At 69.6% G+C, this 16,852-nt stretch carries 14 protein-coding genes and 1 pseudogene; 11 read left to right on the forward strand and 4 right to left on the reverse strand.

Annotated elements, in window-relative coordinates; all coding sequences use genetic code 11:
• Positions 1–103, forward strand: a pseudogene (locus tag ACZ6S6_RS24265) (electron transfer flavoprotein subunit alpha/FixB family protein); the annotation flags it as partial.
• Positions 104–231: 128 nt separating this feature from the next.
• Here ACZ6S6_RS24265 and ACZ6S6_RS24270 read toward each other — a convergent pair.
• Positions 232–831 (reverse strand): TetR/AcrR family transcriptional regulator, encoded by a 600-nt coding sequence (locus ACZ6S6_RS24270; protein ID WP_362960437.1) that lies wholly within the window; start codon positions 829–831, stop codon positions 232–234.
• A 113-nt stretch (positions 832–944) separates the two neighbouring features.
• On the opposite strand from ACZ6S6_RS24270, the gene ACZ6S6_RS24275 reads away from it, so the two are divergent.
• The gene (locus ACZ6S6_RS24275; RefSeq protein WP_469706908.1) at positions 945–1,766 is read left to right on the forward strand and encodes an SDR family NAD(P)-dependent oxidoreductase; all 822 of its coding nucleotides are present in this window, start codon (positions 945–947) and stop codon (positions 1,764–1,766) included.
• Positions 1,767–1,828: 62 nt separating this feature from the next.
• Here the strand turns inward: ACZ6S6_RS24275 and ACZ6S6_RS24280 are convergent, their stop codons facing one another.
• Both ACZ6S6_RS24280 and ACZ6S6_RS24285 read right to left on the reverse strand, forming a co-directional pair.
• Positions 1,829–3,004: a macrolide family glycosyltransferase gene (locus tag ACZ6S6_RS24280; protein ID WP_469706909.1), complete on the reverse strand. Its 1,176-nt coding sequence runs from the start codon at positions 3,002–3,004 to the stop codon at positions 1,829–1,831.
• A gap of 238 nt (positions 3,005–3,242) precedes the next feature.
• A complete protein-coding gene (locus ACZ6S6_RS24285) occupies positions 3,243–3,884 on the reverse strand; it encodes a CatB-related O-acetyltransferase (RefSeq protein WP_469706910.1) in 642 nt (213 codons plus the stop codon).
• A 311-nt stretch (positions 3,885–4,195) separates the two neighbouring features.
• Here ACZ6S6_RS24285 and ACZ6S6_RS24290 point away from each other — a divergent pair, with 311 nt between their 5' ends.
• Both ACZ6S6_RS24290 and ACZ6S6_RS24295 read left to right on the forward strand, forming a co-directional pair.
• Entirely contained in the window at positions 4,196–4,642 is a 447-nt protein-coding gene (locus ACZ6S6_RS24290; protein ID WP_362960425.1) for an SRPBCC domain-containing protein, read from the forward strand.
• On the forward strand, positions 4,639–5,010 hold the full coding sequence (locus ACZ6S6_RS24295) for an ArsR/SmtB family transcription factor (protein ID WP_469706911.1): 372 nt from the start codon (positions 4,639–4,641) through the stop codon (positions 5,008–5,010). The genes ACZ6S6_RS24290 and ACZ6S6_RS24295 overlap by 4 nt, the downstream gene beginning before the upstream one ends.
• A 165-nt stretch (positions 5,011–5,175) precedes the next feature.
• Here the strand turns inward: ACZ6S6_RS24295 and ACZ6S6_RS24300 are convergent, their stop codons facing one another.
• Positions 5,176–6,582, reverse strand: coding sequence for a lipase family protein (locus ACZ6S6_RS24300; RefSeq protein WP_469706912.1), 1,407 nt, complete (start codon positions 6,580–6,582; stop codon positions 5,176–5,178).
• Positions 6,583–6,944: 362 nt separating this feature from the next.
• Here ACZ6S6_RS24300 and ACZ6S6_RS24305 point away from each other — a divergent pair, with 362 nt between their 5' ends.
• The 7 genes from ACZ6S6_RS24305 (at position 6,945) to ACZ6S6_RS24335 (ending at position 16,851) form a co-directional block, all read left to right on the forward strand.
• A complete protein-coding gene (locus tag ACZ6S6_RS24305; RefSeq protein ID WP_469706913.1) occupies positions 6,945–7,502 on the forward strand; it encodes a toll/interleukin-1 receptor domain-containing protein in 558 nt (185 codons plus the stop codon).
• Positions 7,503–7,513: 11 nt separating this feature from the next.
• Positions 7,514–8,938: a TIR domain-containing protein gene (locus ACZ6S6_RS24310; protein WP_469707027.1), complete on the forward strand. Its 1,425-nt coding sequence runs from the start codon at positions 7,514–7,516 to the stop codon at positions 8,936–8,938.
• On the forward strand, positions 8,935–10,992 hold the full coding sequence (locus ACZ6S6_RS24315; RefSeq protein ID WP_469706914.1) for an SPFH domain-containing protein: 2,058 nt from the start codon (positions 8,935–8,937) through the stop codon (positions 10,990–10,992). The genes ACZ6S6_RS24310 and ACZ6S6_RS24315 overlap by 4 nt, the downstream gene beginning before the upstream one ends.
• A 106-nt stretch (positions 10,993–11,098) precedes the next feature.
• Positions 11,099–11,914: an SAM-dependent methyltransferase gene (locus tag ACZ6S6_RS24320; protein WP_362960414.1), complete on the forward strand. Its 816-nt coding sequence runs from the start codon at positions 11,099–11,101 to the stop codon at positions 11,912–11,914.
• Between the two features lie 730 nt (positions 11,915–12,644).
• Positions 12,645–15,149: a sensor histidine kinase gene (locus tag ACZ6S6_RS24325; protein ID WP_469706915.1), complete on the forward strand. Its 2,505-nt coding sequence runs from the start codon at positions 12,645–12,647 to the stop codon at positions 15,147–15,149.
• Positions 15,146–15,550 (forward strand): roadblock/LC7 domain-containing protein, encoded by a 405-nt coding sequence (locus tag ACZ6S6_RS24330; protein WP_362960408.1) that lies wholly within the window; start codon positions 15,146–15,148, stop codon positions 15,548–15,550. The genes ACZ6S6_RS24325 and ACZ6S6_RS24330 overlap by 4 nt, the downstream gene beginning before the upstream one ends.
• Positions 15,551–15,648: 98 nt before the next feature.
• Positions 15,649–16,851: an ABC transporter substrate-binding protein gene (locus ACZ6S6_RS24335; protein ID WP_469706916.1), complete on the forward strand. Its 1,203-nt coding sequence runs from the start codon at positions 15,649–15,651 to the stop codon at positions 16,849–16,851.
• Position 16,852: the final 1 nt, after the last annotated feature.

The raw sequence follows: 16,852 nt of genomic DNA on the forward strand, positions 1-16,852 counted from the left end.
CGCCGAGGCGCCGATCTTCGACCTCGTCGACTACGGCGTCGTCGGTGACCTCTTCAACGTCGTGCCCCAGCTCACCGACGAGATCACCACCCGCAGGGGCTGACCCGTCACCCGGCACAGGCACGACCCGCACGATCCAACGGCCCGGGGCCGCACGGTGACCACACCGCGCGGCCCCGCACCCGTTTTCCCGGCGCACCCCCGGACGGCGCCGCAGGCCAGGAACCCGGCTCAGGGCCCGAAAGCCCTGAGCGTGATGCCGACGAGCGCATCGGCGTACTCGGCGGTCAGCGGGCCCGAACGGTGCAACCAGCGCTGGAACAGCGGCGCGTAGAGCACTTCAAGGAGCAGATCGAGGTCGGCGTCGGCGGCCAGCTGGCCGGCCCGTTGCGCGCTGCGCAGTCGCTCCTTCTTGGCCTCGTCCACGGGCCGGGCCAGCTTCTCGCGGTACTGCGCGGCAAGATCGGGATCATTGCTGATCTCACTGTTGAGCGCCCGGACCGGCTTCTCGAACTCCGGGTCGGCGAACTCGGCGACGGTCGCGCGCATGACCGTCCTGAGATCGGCCTCGATGTCGCCGGTGTCCGGCAGCGCCGCGCCCTGCCCCTCGGTGCCCTCGCTGAGTGCCAGAAAGGCATCGAAGATCACCGCACCCTTGGAGGGCCACCAGCGATAGATCGTCTGCTTGCCGACGCCGGCCCGTGCGGCGATGGTCTCGATCGCCACCTTGCCGTACCCGACCTCGGACACCAGCGCACGCGTCGCCTCGAGGATCGCCTGCCGGGAACGTTCGCTGCGCCGGGAGCGATCCGGCTTTCTGACCTGGGGCATGGACTCAGGCTAGCACCACACGAGACGGACCGGTCCGTATTGACAAGACCATCGTCGCCGTGCAGAGTAAAGCGAACCGAGACGCACCGTCTCGCTTCGGAAGGTGGGATCGCATGACGACCGCGAGAGTCTGGTTCATCACCGGCGCTTCACGAGGCCTGGGCAGAGCGTTCACCGAGGCGGCCCTGGCCGCCGGGGACCGCGTTGTGGCCGCGGCCCGCAACACCGAACCCCTCGTGGCCCTGGCCGACGCGTACCCGGACGCACTCGTCCCGCTCCCGCTGGACGTCTCCGACCGCCGGGCCGTGTTCGAGGGCGTGGACCGCGCGGCCGCCGCCTTCGGCCGGCTCGACGTCGTGGTCAACAACGCCGGAGGACTGCTCTACGGGATGGTGGAGGAAGCCTCGGAGGAACAGATCCGGGCGCATCTGGACGTCAACCTCTTCGGCGCGGTCTGGGTGGCCCAGGCCGTCCTGCCGCACCTGCGCGCGCAGGGCTCCGGCCGCATCCTTCAGGTCACCTCGATGGGCGCCGGCGGCGGCATGGCGTCCGTCGGCTTCTACGGTGCGGGCAAGGCCGCGCTCAGTTCGGTCAGCGAGGCGCTGGCGATGGAGGTCGAGCCGTTCGGCATCAAGGTCACCGTCGTGGAGATGGGCGGCTACGGCACCGGCCTGTTCACCCAGGGCACCACGGCGACCGAGGCCCTCCCGCACTACGGTCCCCTGCGCGCCGAACTCGCCGAGATGTGGGGCGAGGAGGCCGGGCCGCCCCCGAGCACGGCCGCCCCCGTCATCATGGAACTGGCCGCGCTGCCTGAACCGCCCCGGCGCCTCGTCGTCGGCGGCCGGTCCTACGACCAGGTCCAGGAACTGAACCGGGCCAGGGCCGGGCTCTACCAGGCATGGGAGGCACTCAGCCGCAAGGCCCCCGGCTGACCGGAGCGGTACGCGGGCCTCCCTCCCCGCGTCACCGCCCCTCAGGTGTGGCCCTCGGAGAGTCAGCCCAGCAGTTCCTCGACGAGGTCGGCGGCCCTCGCCGTGCCGCCCTCGGCCCGTGCCTCCGCGCGGAGCAGCGCCGAGCGACGGGCGACCTCCGGGTCGGCGACGAGTTCGGTCAGGGCGCTCCGCAGCGCCTCGGCCGTGGCGTCCTCGGTGTCGATGCGGCGGGCGACGCCGAGCTCCACGAGGCGGTCGGCGTTCATGAACTGCTCCGCGCCCTGCGGGACGGCGATCATCGGGACCCCGGTGAACAGCCCCTCGGAGCTGCCGCCCATGCCCGCGTGGGTCACGAAGGCGTCGGCCTGCTCCAGGATCGCCAACTGGGGGACCCAGGAGTGCACTTCGACGTTGGACGGGATGTCGCCGAGTTCCCGCGGATCCGTGTGCCTGCCGATCTGGAGCACCACGTGCCAGCCGGGCAGCTCGCCGTACGCGGCCAGGCACTGTCGGTAGAACTCGGGGCGGTCGGTGTACGCCGACCCCAGTGAGACCAGCAGGACGCGCTCCGCGTCAGCGGGACGGGTCCAGACCGGCTCGCCGTCACGCCGGCCGAGGCACGGGCCGACGAACGTCACCGTGTCCGTGTCGACGTCCTCTCCGTGCGGCTGCATCGCCCGGGGGATCAGGGCGAGGGTGTTCGCGGGGCGGCCGCAGAAGACGTCCATGTCGGTGGTGGACGCACCGCACCCGGCGAGCCACCGGCCGAACCTCGCCCGGTACGCGTCGGCGCCCGGCAGGGTCCAGAGCTGCGCCGCCACGTCCTGTCCGTAGCTCTCCCAGCCCACGATGGTCGGGGACAGCTGCATGAGAGGGCGGTTCTGCGACTCGGCCAGCACCCGCGCGGCGTACGCGCCGATGTCGTACAGGTAGAGGTCCGCGGGGTCGTCGTCGTAGACGGCCCGCAACTGCGGGAGAGCCTGGACGCCCTCGTCGAGGAAGAGGCTCATCGCGGCGATGGGGTCGTCGGGCCAGTTGTTGTCGACGACCGGCAGCACGGAGCCGTACGGGACGAGCTCGGCACCGGTGGCCTCGATCCGCTCGGCCACCATCGGATCGTTGGCGTAGGTGACCCGGTGGCCGCGGGCCACCAGTTCACGGATGACCTCAAGGCTCGGCAGGACGTGGCTGACGGCGGGAATGCCGACCATCGCGATGTGCGCGCGGCGACGGGACATGGAGGATCACTCATTTCAGGTCTACGGCGGAAAGGACACGGCGGACCGGTGCGTCGGCCACTCCGGCGGAGGTGCCGGGTCGTGGGCGCGCACACGGACGTGCCGGACGAGGGCGGGGCGCTGCCCCGTCCGCGTCAGCCGTAGATCTGGAGGAAGTTCATGCCGGAGACCGTAGCCCGCGTCCGGGCCTCGCGCACCTGGATTTCGGTGTGCCGCCGTACGCCGCTCCGCAGCGGTGTCATACGGGCGGGGCCGCGGCTTCGAGCTCGTCGACGCTGCCGGACATGAGGGTCCGCACGTGCTCGGTGATGTGCTCCGCGGGCCAGTGCCACCAGGCCACCGCGAGCAGCCGGGCGATGTCCCCCTCGCTGTAGCGGGTGCGCAGGAGACGCGCCGGGTTGCCGCCGACGATCCCGTAGTCGGGCACGTCCTTGGTGACCACGGAGCCGCTGCCGATGATCGCGCCGTGTCCGATCCGCACCCCGGGCAGGACCGTGGCGCTGTGGCCGAACCAGACGTCGTGGCCGACGACGGTGTCCCCTCGGGCCGGGAGGCCGGTCAGCAGGTCGAAGTGGTCCGCCCACGACCCGCCCATGGTCGGGAACGGGAAGGTGGAGGGACCGTCCATACGGTGGTTGGCGCCGTTCATGATGAACCGCACCCCCGTGCCCAGCGCGCAGAACCTGCCGATGACCAGCTTCTCCGGGCCGTAGTGGTAAAGCACGTTGCGCGTCTCGAACGCGGTGGGGTCGTCCGGGTCGTCGTAGTACGAGTACTCCCCCACCTCGATCAGCGGGGACTTCACCAGGGGTCTGAGCTGCACCACCCGCGGCTGGCCGGGCATCGGGTGGAGCACGGTCGGGTCGGCCGGCACTGACATGCACGATTCCTTACGGGGGGACGGGCAGGGACCGGTCCCATGATCGTGCCGCCGCCCCCGTCGCGACACCGGATTATCGGCGCGACGGGGAGCCGCCCCCACGCCACGCCTATGCCGCGTCCACGCCGCATCGAGCGACGCGCAACCCTCCAGTTGCTCCCGAGTCAGTAACGTGCAACTCTGGAGTTGCACCAAATGGCAGCACCCACTGGCAGCACCCACTGGCTGGGACCACTGGCAAGGTCCACTGGCAGGGGCCGCTGGCAGGGGCCGCTGACCGCATTCACTGACGGAACTCAAGGAGTCATCCCATGAGCGAGGACCGGATCGAACGCGAAACCCTCATCGAGGCGTCCCTTGACCGGGTCTGGTCACTGGTGGCGCAACCCGGGTTCTGGGTGGCCGACAAGGCGAGCCTGCCCGGCACCGTGGCCAGGGAAGGCGAGTCACTGGTGGCGAAGAACTCCGAGCACGGCGATTTCCCGGTACGGGTGGAGAAGGTGGAGCCGCCCACGTATCTGGCATACCGCTGGACCAGCGCGTTCCCCGGCGAGGAACTGCGCGAGGACAACAGCACCCTGGTGGAGTTCACCTTGACCGCGGAGGGCCAAAAGACGCGGCTGCGCGTCGTCGAGAGCGGGTTCACGGCGCTGGCCGGGTCCGAGGAGCTGCGCGGCCAGAACCTCAAGGACCACACCGAGGGCTGGCCGATGGAGCTCGGCGCACTGAAGAAGCGCGCCGAACAGCCTTCCGCGTGACGGAGGAACACCCCGACGCCGCCGAGGACGCCGACGCCACCGCGGCCGTCGACAGCGTCCTCGGCGCGCTGGCCGACCCGACGCGGCGCAGACTGCTCGATCTGCTCGCGGCCCAGGGCGAAGCCACCGCGACGTCGCTCGCCGGACAGCTCCCCGTCTCACGTCAGGCGGTGGTCAAACACCTCACCGTGCTGGACGCCGCCGGGCTGGTCTCCGGGGGCCGGGTCGGACGCGAGGTGCGGTACTCGGTGCGGCCCGCCGCACTGAACGCGACGGCCCGGTGGATGGCCGGACTGGCGGCCGACTGGGACCGGCGGCTGGCGAACATCAAGCGCGTCGCGGAGGCGGCCGAGCGGGAATCGCACTGACGACCCGCCCCGGAACAGCACCGCTCCCACCGGGCCGGAGCCCGGCGGGAGCGGCTGCCCGGCGGGAACGGCTGCCCGGTGGAAGCGGAAGCCCGGCGGGAACGCAAGACCGGCGGGAACGCAAGCCCGGTCAACGCGCAGAGCCGGTCAACGCCGCAGGCCCGGTCAGGGCTGGAGCGGCATGCTCCAGCAGTTGGACGTCGCCGCCCGGCCCGCGAGGCGGTCGGTCAGCCACGAGATCGCGTCGCCCTGGTCGGTGATGAGCGGGACCACGTGGTTGGTGAGGAGTTTGTCGCCGAGGTTCGGCAGGATGATGGCGTCATAGGTGACGTTCGCGCCCTTGCCGCACCAGTCCACCGCCAGCCGGCGGGCCTGAGCGTGGGGAACGATGTCGTCCTGGACGCCGGTCGCCAGGCGCACCGGTCCCGCGGGCTTGAGGTTGCCGATGCGCTGCCTGTCGAGAGCGGCCTGCGCGCGGGGCTCGGCCGCGATGACGTCACCGATGGACTTGCCGCTGTTGGTCCACTTACCGCTCTTGGCGAAGCCGTAGCCGAGGATCGCGTCGCCGACACACATGGTCGAGGCATCATTCAGCGCGGCCTTGCCCGCGGCGTTGATGTTGGCCTCGACGACGCTCCGGACGTCGGGGTCGGCCTGGGCGAAGCCGTTGATCGACCAGGCCAGCGCGCCGGCGAGGGCGCTGCCGTCTATGCCCTTCATGACCGCGGTCAGATCGGCGGGCGGCGCACCGGAGTACGTGCCGGCCAGTTCGACGTCGGGTGCGTAGGAGGGCTGCAGTTCGGCGGCCGCGGCACTGGCCCCGCCGCCCTGGCTGTATCCGTACAGCCCCGTGCGCGACTCGGCGGTGATGGACGCGCCGGGCACGGCATGTGCGGCGCGGGCCGCGTCCAGCAGGGCGTGCCCCTCGTCGACACGGTTGACGTAGGTGTGGAGCCGGTCGGTCGCGCCGAGTCCGATGTAGTCGGTGACGACGACCGCGGTACCCGCGGAGAGAAGGCGGTAGATGGCCAGGGCCTCGTAACCGACCGACACCGTCTGGCCGTTGAGGGTCAGCGGGTATTGAAGCGCCATCGAGGGCGCGCACTGGTCGCCCTGGCCCATCGTGCCCGCGGCCACCGCCACCAGCGGACGCGGCCCGCCGCCCTTCCAGGCGGCCGACGGCTCGATGTAGGCACCGGTCACCGCGGCCGGCTGCCCGTTGGAGTCGGTCGACCTGTACATCAGCCGGGTGGCAGTGCCGGGCATCGGGCGGCCGTCCAGTCCCGGAATGCTCAGCCCCAGAGGGAGCGGCTCCTGACGGATCAACGCACCATTGGCGGCGGGCAGTTCGGCGGGCGGATTGTAGAAGTCCGGGATGGTCACGCCCCGGGACACCACGGGCTCCGTCCCGCCGGCGGCAGTGGCGGGCACGGCGCAGGTGACCGCACAGACCGCCGCTGTCACGGCGACGGCCAACACGCGTACAGCGCGCGGGCGTTGCGGGCGACTGGGGGAAACCGCCGGGCGCGCGGCATGGAAGGTGGAACGCGAACGGGTGCTCTTGCGGCTCACAGCTCACTCCTCGCTCTGCTCCGAATGCAGGTGAGCGCAAGCTAGCAGCGGAACTTACCGAAGGTAACCCGTCAGTAAGTTACGCTGCGGTAACCATTCGCCGGATCCCGATCAGGGCCCGGACTCGCCCCACGGACGAGCCCGACAGGCGATCCCCACGAGGCGACACCACCCCAACGGCCCGCACTCGCCCGCCATCGTCAACTCCGCGCAGGATCTCCACCCGGAAGGGTCACTTGCGCAAACACTCACAGCCCCCGCCTGCCCCACGGGCCACCCGACTCCGTCCCCCGCTGGTCCAAATCGGGCTATGCGCACGCGAAAACCCCTGGCGCGGACGGCATTACAGCTAATCTGCACCCATGGTTCTTGAATGGTGGGAGTTGGCGATAGCAATCATCAGCGCGGTCGCCGCTGTCATTGCGACCGCCCTCGAAGTGCGTGAGCGGTTGAGCCGCAGACGCACCCCCTCCCCCTCTCCCGACCCTCCCTCGCCGGAGCCGGACGGGCGCTACGACGTCTTCGTCTCCTACACCGAAGCGGACAGCGAGTCGGCGGAGCTGCTGGCGTCGCGGCTGCGCACCGAAGGGCTGCGAGTGTTTCTGGCCGCCTGGATCGGTCCGGGGCTGGTGGAGAGTCTGGAGAAGGAGGGGGCCCTGCTCGCCTCTGCCAACGGGGTCCTGCTCTTCAGCGGGACGACCATGAACGACTCCGCGATCCGCGACGAGTACGCCGCCCTGCTCCAGCGTGCCCACTCCGGCGGACAGCGGTTCATCCCCGTGCTGGTGGAGGACGTGGAGCTGCCGCCCTTCGCCCGTATCCGCCGGCCATTGGACCTTCGGAACCCCGGCACCCCCGAGTTCGACGAGCGCCTCGCCACATTGGTGCGGGCCGTGCGGCCGCGGAGTGATGCCTCCTGATCGACGTCTTCATCTCCCACGCACAGGAGGACAGCGCTTGGGCGGGCGATCTCGCGGACAGGCTGTCCCGCAACGGCCTCAGGGTCTTCTTCGACGAGTGGGACGTGCTGCCCGGTGACGTGATCGTGCACCGGCTCGACACGGCGGTCCGTGACGCCGCGTGCGCCATTGCCGTCATCAGCCCGGCTTCAGCCGCCTCACCACGGGCACTTGAGGAGTACGCCGCCCTGGCCACCGCCGGAGCCGAGCGCGACCTGCGGTTCATCCCGGTGCTGATCGGCGATGTCCGCCTCCCGCCCTTCGCCGCCAACCGGGTCTGGCGGGACTTCCGGAGCCTCGGTGAGCGGGAGTACGACGCGAAGGTCGGGGAACTCGCCGCTGTCATCCGGAGCGAGGCGGCGCGGCCCGCCCCTGCCGGGTCCGGTGGAGCGGCCGGCGAGGAGAACATCGCGGCGGCACTGCCGTCGGCGCCCCGCCCCCTCACCGAGCCGGACCAGCACGCGTTCGTGGTCTGCTACGCCTCGGCCGACGCGGCGTACGGCCGGGCGCTCGTCGACCAGGTGAGAGCGGCCGGGATGACCGTCTGGTCGGTCGCCGATCTCCGCCCGGGAGACGCCCAGTTCTGGAAGATCCGGCAGCAACTGGTGTACGCGAGCGCCGTCGTCGTACTGATGTCGCCACAGGCCCAGGATTCCGACGACATCACCCGCATGATCCTCGAAGCGATGCTGCACCAGCGCCCCCTGTTCCCTGTCCTGCTGGACGGGGAACGCAACTACCACCTGGCACACACCTGGTACGTAGATGCGCGGAACGGCCGGCTGCTGCGCCCGGACGAACTCGGCCTGCTGCGAGCGCTGGACGGCTCGGCGGGCGCCGCGCTCCCGGGTGAGCCGCCCCCGGCACTCCCGGCCCCGCTCGCACATCCGCCGGTGGGAACGGTGCGGGTGCCGCCCACGGTCTCGATCGACCAGATCAACACCTTCTTGAACGAAGGGGAGTTCGCGCACGCTGATCTCCAGACCACCACCGTGCTGCTGGAGGCGGCGGACCGGCTCGACGAGGGGTGGACGGGTGCGCGGGACGCCCGCCGGATCCCCGTCGAGGTGCTGGCCGGTATCGACGCGGTCTGGTCGGATCATTCGCACGGAAGGCAGGGCTTTCGCGCACAGGCGGCACTGTCCCGGGTACGCCGTGCACGGCACGCGGACTTCCTCGCGCTGTCGGTGGCCTGCGGATGGCGGGATTCCGTCGAGGGCAGCGTTCCGCAGGGATACCACGAGTTCACCGGATCGGCGGGGCACGGTCCGCGCCGGGGGTTCTATCCCACCCTGCGCAACCCGCAGAACGAGCGTTTTCTCGACTGGTACGACCAATGGGTGACCACGGTGCTGGCAACGCACACACACGCCCTGAGTAAGGGGATCAACCGGTGAAGTTCATCGTGTATCTGATCGCTGCTTCGGTCGCGATCCTGATCGGCATTTATACCGACCGGAACGAGGCCTTCATGCTGGTGAACCTCGTCGGCGTCGTCGTACTCGTGCAACATATTTCGAAACGCAAGCGTGAGCGCAAAGAACGCGGCGCGCGGAAATGGAGAGACAGTCCAGTGATGATGACCCTCGCCACGGCATACCTGGCCATCAGCGTTGTTTCGGCAGGGGCGTTGACCGTCACCGGAGCGGTCGTCATTCTGGTGGCGGCCGCTCTCATCGGCTGGCTCGGGTACCGGAGCATTCCGTCGGACCGGGTCGGTGTCGTGCGCCGACGGTACGGGCGCACCCATCCGGAGTTCCGCAACATCACGCCGTACAGCACCCGGGGAGTGCGGGCACAAACCCTTTTGCCGGGCCGCTCCAGCTGGGTGTTCCCCGCCCTGAACGAGGTCCGCTTCCTGCCCCGCACACGAGTGGCGGAGGGCAGGATCGGCCTGGTCACGGCCAAGGAGGGGAGGATCCGGCCGGCGGACCGGTCCCTGGGGCTGTCCGTCGTGTGCGACAACTTCCAGGACGGCCGGGCCTTCCTGCTGAACGGGGGTGAACAGGGCAGGCAGGCCGATACGCTGGCCCCTGGTCAGGCGTACTACATCAATACGGAGCTGTTCGAGGTCGAGCAGGTCGAGCGTGTCTACGTTCCGCCCGGCACGATCGGACTGGTGAACGCCAAGGCGGGCCGGATCCGGCCGCCGGAGCGCATCTTCGGACCCCATGTGGAATGCGAGGACTTCCAGAACGGCGGCCGCTTTCTCGCCGGTGGCGGTGAGCAGGGCAGGCAAATGGCCATTCTCCAGGGCGGGGCGTATTACAGCATCAATCCGGCCTTGTTCGATGTAATCACCGTCGAGACCGTCGAGAAGACGAGCGGGGGTGAGCTCTCCGTGGAGCATCTTCAGGAGATCTCCATTCCGGTCGGCTATACCGGCGTGGTGATCACCCTCGACGGTGCGGCCCCGGAGTCACCCGAACAACTGGGTCCGCGCGTGGACGGCCATCAGGGTTTCCGGCTGCCGTGGGTGTTCCTGCGGAACGGCGGGCACCGGGGCGTGCAGGAGGAAACCCTGGGAGAGGGCACGGTCAGCGCCCTCAATCCCTATTTCGTTCGCGTCGTGCTGATCCCGACCCGTCTCCTCATCCTGGAATGGAACGACAAGTCCCCGGAGAAATCACGGAACTACGACGCGCATCTGAATCGGATCGCGGTCACCGTCCAGGGTCACCGGCTGTTCGTGGACATGAGCCAGACCCTGCAGATTCCGCAGCAGTCCGCTCCCGGGCTGGTCAGCAGGAACGGCGGCGGCCGGACATCGGGCGTCGGCGGACTGGACCGGGACCCGCTTCCGGTCCAGCGCTTCGTCGAGCGGGTGCTGGGTGCCATCGTCGTCTCGTACTTCAACGAGATCGCCGCCGCGGCCACGGTCAAGGAATTCCTCGAAACGTACGCCGAGACCCGCACCAACCTCACCTCGCGCGTACGCAGCGCGCTTCAGGGGTGGGGTGTTGAGGCCCGGATCACCACCCTGGGCGAATTCGAGGCCCAGGACCCGTCACTCAACGAGGCCATGAAGAGGCCGGCCCATGAGCAGATGCGCGGTGAACTCCTCGACGTGGCGCTGGAGAACGCGGAGCGGGAGGACGCGATCGACGCGGTACGCGTACGGGGCGAGAGCCGGCGCGCGGCCGTGGAGCTCAAGGCCCGTATCGAGCTGCTCGGGCTGAACAACGTGGTGGTGCTCGAAATGCTCGAGCAGATCACGAAGGCACCCGTTCCGCAGTTCATCGGTGGCGGCGATCTCTCCGCCTACCTCGAAACACAGCCGATGGCGAGGCTGGGTGAGCTGCTGGACCGGATGAAGAAGCTGCAGGCGGACAGCTCGATCGAAGAGGCGGTGGCGCCTTCGCTGCCCGAGGCAGCCGCCACAGCCGTACCGGCACAGCAGGACGCCACGGTCGTTCCCGCACAGCAGGACGTCACAACCGAGCAGGCGTAGCGGGAAGCAGAGCACCGGAGGCGGTCAGGTGGACTCCGGGGCGCGCACGTTCCCTATTCTGGGGGCGAGCTGATCGCCCGATGCCTCACGCACCCTGGAGTTCACTATGTCCCGACCGGCGAACGACGCCACCTCCCTGCACATCGACACCAGCAAGCCGCATCCCGCGCGGATGTACGACTGGTTCCTCGGCGGCAAGGACAACTACCCGGTGGACGAGGCGATGGGCCGGCAGATGCTCGCACTCGAACCCGGTATTCCGGTCATGGCGAAGGTGAACCGGGCCTTTATGCACCGCGCCACCCGCTGGCTGTCGGGCCAGGGCGTTCGGCAGTTCCTCGACATCGGGACGGGGATACCCACCGAGCCCAACCTCCACCAGGTGGCCCAGCAGTCCGTCCCCGCCACGCGCGTCGTCTACTGCGATAACGACCCGATCGTGCTGGCCCACGCCGAGGCTCTGCTGAACGGCAGCCCGGAGGGCGCGATCGACTACGTGCAGGCCGACGCACGCGATGTGGACGCCATCCTCGAACACGCGGGCAAGACACTGGACTTCAGTGAGCCGGTCGCGCTCTCGATGATCGCGCTTCTGCATTTCGTGAGCGACGAGGACGGCGCCTACGAGCTGATGAGCAGGCTGACCGACGTGCTGGCGCCGGGCAGTCATGTGGTGATCTCACACCTCACCGCCGACTTCCATCCGGAGAAGGCCCAGAAGGTCGACGAGATGTACAAGGCCAACACGCTCACGTTGGCGCCGCGCAACCGCGCCCAGTTCGCGGCGTTCTTCGACGGACTGGAGATCGTCGAGCCCGGCATCGTGGCCGCCGAGGCGTGGCACCCCGAGCTCGGCGAGCCGGTCCCCGGCCAGGAGGACATCATCAGCGCGGGGTACGTGGCGGTGGGCCGCAAGCCGTAGGGCCCGCCGGCGTCACCGGCCGCCGCTCCCCGCCGTACCGGGGAGCGGCGGCGGCCCGGCACGCGCTTCGGCCGGTCCGGTCCCCGCGGACTCCGGCAGCGGAAGACGGCTGCCCGTCAGGGCATATACCGGCCGATCAGGCTCAGTTCAGGCGTGGCGCGCCATTGTGCGCGATTCGCGCGGTCATCTGTCGCATCGTCACCATTCCTTCACGGCACGACACTTGACGTTCACCGGCACCCATGCGGTCTCCCGGCGGACGGGAGCCCATCCGGAACGGTCGCCATCGCGAATCGGATCTAACCTTTCCGCAACGGCCGCCCGGGAACCGACGATTCGTCAACGTGGGGTAAAGCGGGGCATGCGGGCCTTCCACATGGGTGCCTGACGGCTCGCCAGGAGGGGCGTGAGCAGCCGTTCAGGAGGATTCCGCCGCGGCGTACCAGCGATTCCGCTTACTCTTGCGAAGTTCACCGTCCGGACATTTTTGACCGCGTAGGATCGCTTCCGCGCCACTAGATGAGCGCAAACTTTCAACGATGCGCGCATCGGTAGTTAGGTGCTACGGCATAGGATCAGGCCGCGTCACTGGAGCCCCGCCCGCCCCGCTTGTCCCATCTGCAACTGTGCACACGATGCACCAGCGTCCCTACCGTTACCCCCACACCCCGTTAACAGGTATCTGCGTGTCACCGATACTCAGCACCGGTTCCGGCGATGGAGCCGCGCAGTGAAAATCAATCGTCGTCTCGTCCTGCTCGTCACCGCACCGCTCACCGTTGCGGTCACCTTCTCGGTTCTGGCCCTCGCGCCCGCGACCAATCAGGCGCTCCAGGCAGACCGGCTGACGGAGATGGTCGATGTCGCCGCAGCCGCCGGTGACTTGACGCACCAGCTACAGCGTGAGCGAGCAGCCGCCACCGCATCGGTCTCCAAACAGGGATCCTCGGACGCGTTCCAGACGAGTTCCAGCGCGACCGACAAGAGCATCGCCACCTTCAACAGCAAGATCGGCCAACTGTCCGAAGTCCCCGGCAGCGCACAGGCCTCGCTGGACCGCATCAAGCGCTTCATGGACGAACTTCCGGCCCTGCGCGCCCAGGTGCGCTCGGGCAGCAGCACCATCTCCGCGCTCGCCTTCGGCTACCGGATCGTCATCGCCGACCTCAACGGCTACCGCGACGGCATCGCGCAGGCCGACGGTGTCGACGCCGACATCGCGGACCGGATCCGCGCCGCCGCCGCCCTCTCCGAGGCCGCCGAGCACACCGCTCAGCAGCAGGTCACGGTAATGAGGGCGCAGGCCGCCGGTGGTTTCACGGTCGCCTCGCAGCGAACGTTCGATGCCAGCCGGCTGGGCTACACGGAGTCGACCGGTGCCATGTTCGGCCTCGGCCCCGGCGAGTGGCGGACCTGGCTGGAGCGCACCCTCTCCGGCCCGAAGGCGCTGGAGGCCCGAAGGCTTGAGGACCAGATCGGGCGCACGGGCACCAGCAAGGGAATCGATGTCACCCCGAAGGCGTGGCAGAAGGCGTCCGGTGACCGCCAGACGCTGCTGCGCTCGGTGGAGAAGAGGATCGACGCGTCCGTCTACGCGACGGTCTCCAAGGAGCGCACCAGGCTCCTGTGGACCGCCGGCGCCGAGGTCACCCTGGTACTGCTGACCCTGGTGGGCGTCGTCATCGTCGCCGTCCGCCTGGGACGCGTCATGATCCGGCGGCTGCGCGATCTGCGCAACGCCGCGCACGAGGTCGCCCACACCGGACTCCCCGCCGTGATGAGCGAACTGTCCCGGCCGGGCGCGCTCAGCGGCTCGACACCCGAGCAGGTCGCGGAGCGGTCGGGCAACCCGGTCCGCACCACGGGCGGGGACGAGATCGGCGAGGTCGGCGAGGCGTTCAACGCCGTCCATCACGAAGCCGTCCGGCTGGCCGCCCAACAGGCCAGGGTTCACGAGCAGTTCGCCGAGACCCTGGTCCGTGTCGCCCGCAGGGGCGCGCAGTTGACCAGCGTCATGGTGTCGGAGCTCGACACCGTGCAGCGCGACGAGGCCGACCCCGAGCGCATGCAGACGCTCTTCGCCCTCGACCACCTCGCCATCCGCATGGAGCGCAACACCAACAACCTTCTGGTGCTGGGTGGTTACGGAAACGCCCGAGTGCGTTCGGCCGACATCGGCTGCTCCACCGTCATCGTGGCGGCGGCCCAGCAGATCGAGCGGTTCGACCGCGTCTCCCTCGGCGTGATCGAGTCGGGAATCGGCATCGCCGCCCGTGCCGTGCACGACGTGGCGCACATCCTGGCGGAACTCCTCGACAACGCGACCCGGTTCTCCCCTCCCGACATGCAGGTCGGGGTCGCCGTATGGCGGCTGTGGGACCGGGCCGTGGTGCAGATCGTCGACGAGGGCGTGGGGATCACGGCCGAACGCCGTGCCATCCACAACGCCGCGCTGCGCGAGCCGCAGGCGGGCATCGGGGACGTACGGTCCATGGGTCTGCACGTGGTGGCACGGCTCTCGGCGCGTCACGGCATCGTTGTCGAACTGCGCGACTCGTCCGGGCCCGGCACCATCGCCGAGGTCACCCTGCCCGCGAACGTGCTGTCCGAGATCCCGCAGGAGGCCCTGCCGGCGCAGGGCACGCCCGGCGAGGACCGCGGCGACAGCCGCGGCGACGGTGTCCGCTACGAGGCACCTCGTCCGATCACCGCGGTCGGACAGCCCGGCCGCCGGCAGGCGGGCAACGTGGGCGGGCGTCCGGCCCGCCCCGTCGGCGCGGGTATCGGCGCCCGGACGGGCGGTGCTCCCGCAGCCGCGGCGAAGTCCTCCCACCCGGGCAACGGGGGTGCCGCGTCCGGCGGCACCGACGGGCGCGGCGGCACCGACGGGCGCGGCGGCACGTACGGCACGGGGTCCGACACCGGAGCGCGCGAGCGCGCCACCACCGCGGCCCCGCATCCCGTGCACGAGGAACCCGTCTCGCGCATCGCCGGAGTCAGCTCCTCCGGTCTGCCCCTGCGGCAGCGCAACACGCCCCAGCAGTGGCCCACCCTGGGCAAACGGGGCGGCACCGATCAGCGGTCCGGCGCCGCCGCGCCGCGGCCGCAGCCCCGCCGCCGGGACTCCCGGCAGGTCTCCGACGTCCTCGCGGCCTACGCCCAGGGGATCAACCGGAGCTCGAACCCCCGCGGGCGTTCCGCCACCGACGACGACACCGAACGGACCAAGAAATGACCTCACCCACCGACCTGAGCTGGATCCTGAGCGACTTCGCCGGACGCATTCCGGAAGTCACCCAGGCGATAGCCGTGTCCGTGGACGGACTCGCGCTGGCATACACCGGTGTGGAGCGTGACGACGCCGACCGGCTGGCGGCCATCGCCTCCGGCGTCGTCAACCTGCTCTCCGCCGCAGCGCAGTTGACGAACACCGACCCGGTCGAGCACAGCCTCACCGCGATGGAGGGCGGCTATATGTTCTCGATGGCCGTCTCCAGCGGCGCCTCGCTCCTGGTGACCACCACCAGGGACGCGGACATCGGCGAGGTCAGCTACATGATGTCCGAACTGATCAACCAGGTCGGTGACTCGCTGTCTCCTCACGTCCGCACCCCGAGCCACTCGCCCACCCGCTGACCGCCCGCGGTTCCCCCACCGCCGCACCCGGCCCGTCCGTCGCCCCGCTCGGCGGCCGGGTCAGCCCGTTCTGCCCCCTCCTCCCGATAAGAGCCCTCATGTTCTTCGACATATCCCTCGCACGTCACCGCAGATTCCGGCCGCTGACGGCCGCCGCCCTCGCCCTCGGTCTGGCAGCCGCCAGCGGGTGCAGCAGCGACAGCGGCGCCGGCGACAACACCGTGAAGGTCGGCCTGGTGGCCTCCCTGTCCGGCACCTACAAGCCGGTCGGCACGGACCTGCGAGCCGGCTTCGAGCTGTATCTGAAGACGCACGGCAACAAGCTGGGCGGGCGCAAGGTCGAGCTCATCGTGGCGGACGAGGGCGACGGTCCCCCGACCGCCGTGCCCGCCGCCACCAAGCTGGTCAAGAAGGACAAGGTCGACGTGCTGACTGGCCTCGTCAGCGGTGGCTCGGTCGCCGCGGTGATGCCGCTGATCAACCAGGCCAAGATCCCGTTCCTGGGATCGAACGCCCGGCCGCCCGTCAAGGACCTCGAATACGTGTGGACGACGAGCTTCATGTCCGACGAGCCGGGCAAGGCCATCGCCCCGTACGTCAAGGAGAAGGTGGACGGACCGGTCTACGCGATCGGCCCGGACTACCAGGGCGGGTACGACGAACTGCGCGGCTTCACCGACGAGTTCAAGCGGATCAAGGGCAAGCTCGCCAACCCGAACGGCAAGACGACCTGGACGCCGTTCCCACAGACCACCAACTTCATGCCGTACTTCGCCGACATCGCCAAGACGGACGCCAAGGCGGTGTACTGCTTCTACGCCGGCAAGGCCTCGATCGACTTCGCCAAGCAGTACGCGCAGTCCGACGTCGCCGATCTGCCGCTGTACACGGCCTTCGTCACCGAGGGCAGTGTGCTGCAGGCCCAGGGCAACGCGGCGAAGGACATCTACTCGGTCCTGAACTACGCGCCCGACCTTGACAACGCTGCCAACCGCAAGTTCGCCGCCGACTGGACGGCCGAGTACGACACGCAGCCGACCACGTACGCGATGTCGTCCTACGACGCGGCCGGCGTACTGGACAAGGCGATCGCCGACGCCGCGAAGGACGGTGACGTGACGTCGAAGACCATCAACAAGGCCATCGCCGGCCTGGGTCAGATCGACAGTCCGCGCGGCGCCTGGGAGTTCGGCGAGAAGGCGCACTCGCCGGTGCAGACCTGGTACCTGCGTCAGGTGCGGCCGGACGGCAACCAGCTCGCCAACGTCATGGTCCAGGACCTGGCGACACTCGGCGGCTGAC

The organism is Streptomyces sp. NPDC048671, from assembly GCF_055587045.1.

Excerpts from the sequence above, each read along its gene's own strand:
- ACZ6S6_RS24275 (WP_469706908.1), top strand. The coding sequence starts at position 945 with ATGACGACCGCGAGAGTCTGGTTCATCACCGGCGCTTCACGAGGCCTG.
- ACZ6S6_RS24280 (WP_469706909.1), bottom strand. The coding sequence starts at position 3,004 with ATGTCCCGTCGCCGCGCGCACATCGCGATGGTCGGCATTCCCGCCGTC.
- ACZ6S6_RS24330 (WP_362960408.1), top strand. The coding sequence starts at position 15,146 with ATGACCTCACCCACCGACCTGAGCTGGATCCTGAGCGACTTCGCCGGA.
- ACZ6S6_RS24335 (WP_469706916.1), top strand. The coding sequence starts at position 15,649 with ATGTTCTTCGACATATCCCTCGCACGTCACCGCAGATTCCGGCCGCTG.
- ACZ6S6_RS24285 (WP_469706910.1), bottom strand. The coding sequence starts at position 3,884 with ATGTCAGTGCCGGCCGACCCGACCGTGCTCCACCCGATGCCCGGCCAG.
- ACZ6S6_RS24290 (WP_362960425.1), top strand. The coding sequence starts at position 4,196 with ATGAGCGAGGACCGGATCGAACGCGAAACCCTCATCGAGGCGTCCCTT.
- ACZ6S6_RS24305 (WP_469706913.1), top strand. The coding sequence starts at position 6,945 with ATGGTTCTTGAATGGTGGGAGTTGGCGATAGCAATCATCAGCGCGGTC.
- ACZ6S6_RS24270 (WP_362960437.1), bottom strand. The coding sequence starts at position 831 with ATGCCCCAGGTCAGAAAGCCGGATCGCTCCCGGCGCAGCGAACGTTCC.
- ACZ6S6_RS24320 (WP_362960414.1), top strand. The coding sequence starts at position 11,099 with ATGTCCCGACCGGCGAACGACGCCACCTCCCTGCACATCGACACCAGC.